The sequence below is a fragment of the Vibrio sp. 2132-1 genome (assembly GCF_033344315.1).
On record NZ_JAWPON010000923.1, the window covers coordinates 1 to 501 of the forward strand.

At 39.1% G+C, this 501-nt stretch carries 1 protein-coding gene; it reads right to left on the minus strand.

The features are described 5' to 3' along the window. A partial coding sequence (locus R8N47_RS28750) for an ATP-binding cassette domain-containing protein (protein WP_318186550.1) occupies positions 1-293 on the minus strand: 293 nt, incomplete at its 3' end. Positions 294-501: the final 208 nt, after the last annotated feature.

A 501-nucleotide genomic window follows, 5' to 3' on the forward strand; every position in this document is an offset into this window, starting at 1 on the left:
TCAGCTTCAAACAACTCATTAAATGCCGATTGTAAACATTCTCTAATCGTCTGAGTTTTATCAACCACAAGATGTTGATCAAGATAGCCAATCTCTAAGTTTGGCTGCCAATGAATATCTCCCTCATCGGCAGAAATTTCACCAACAAGCAACTTTAACAACGTACTTTTTCCTACTCCGTTTGCACCGGTGATTCCTACATGCTCTCCAGCATGAATAGTGAAGTGGGAATGGCTATATAGGTGATGATCAACAACCTGATAGGACATATTTTTAACGTGTAACACACTCATGTTTTTTACCAAATAAAAAGGGCCGGTACTTACATACCGGCCCCTATTTCAACTATGGGTAACTTCATATCTGATTTCAAACTTCAGATACAAAAAAGCCGGTGATGAAATATCACCGGCGGTCTCTTGTCTTTACTCAGATGTAATACAACCTACGCATTTTCCAGCTTAGCTGTGCACGTATTTCCACATCTGATGAAGATAATTT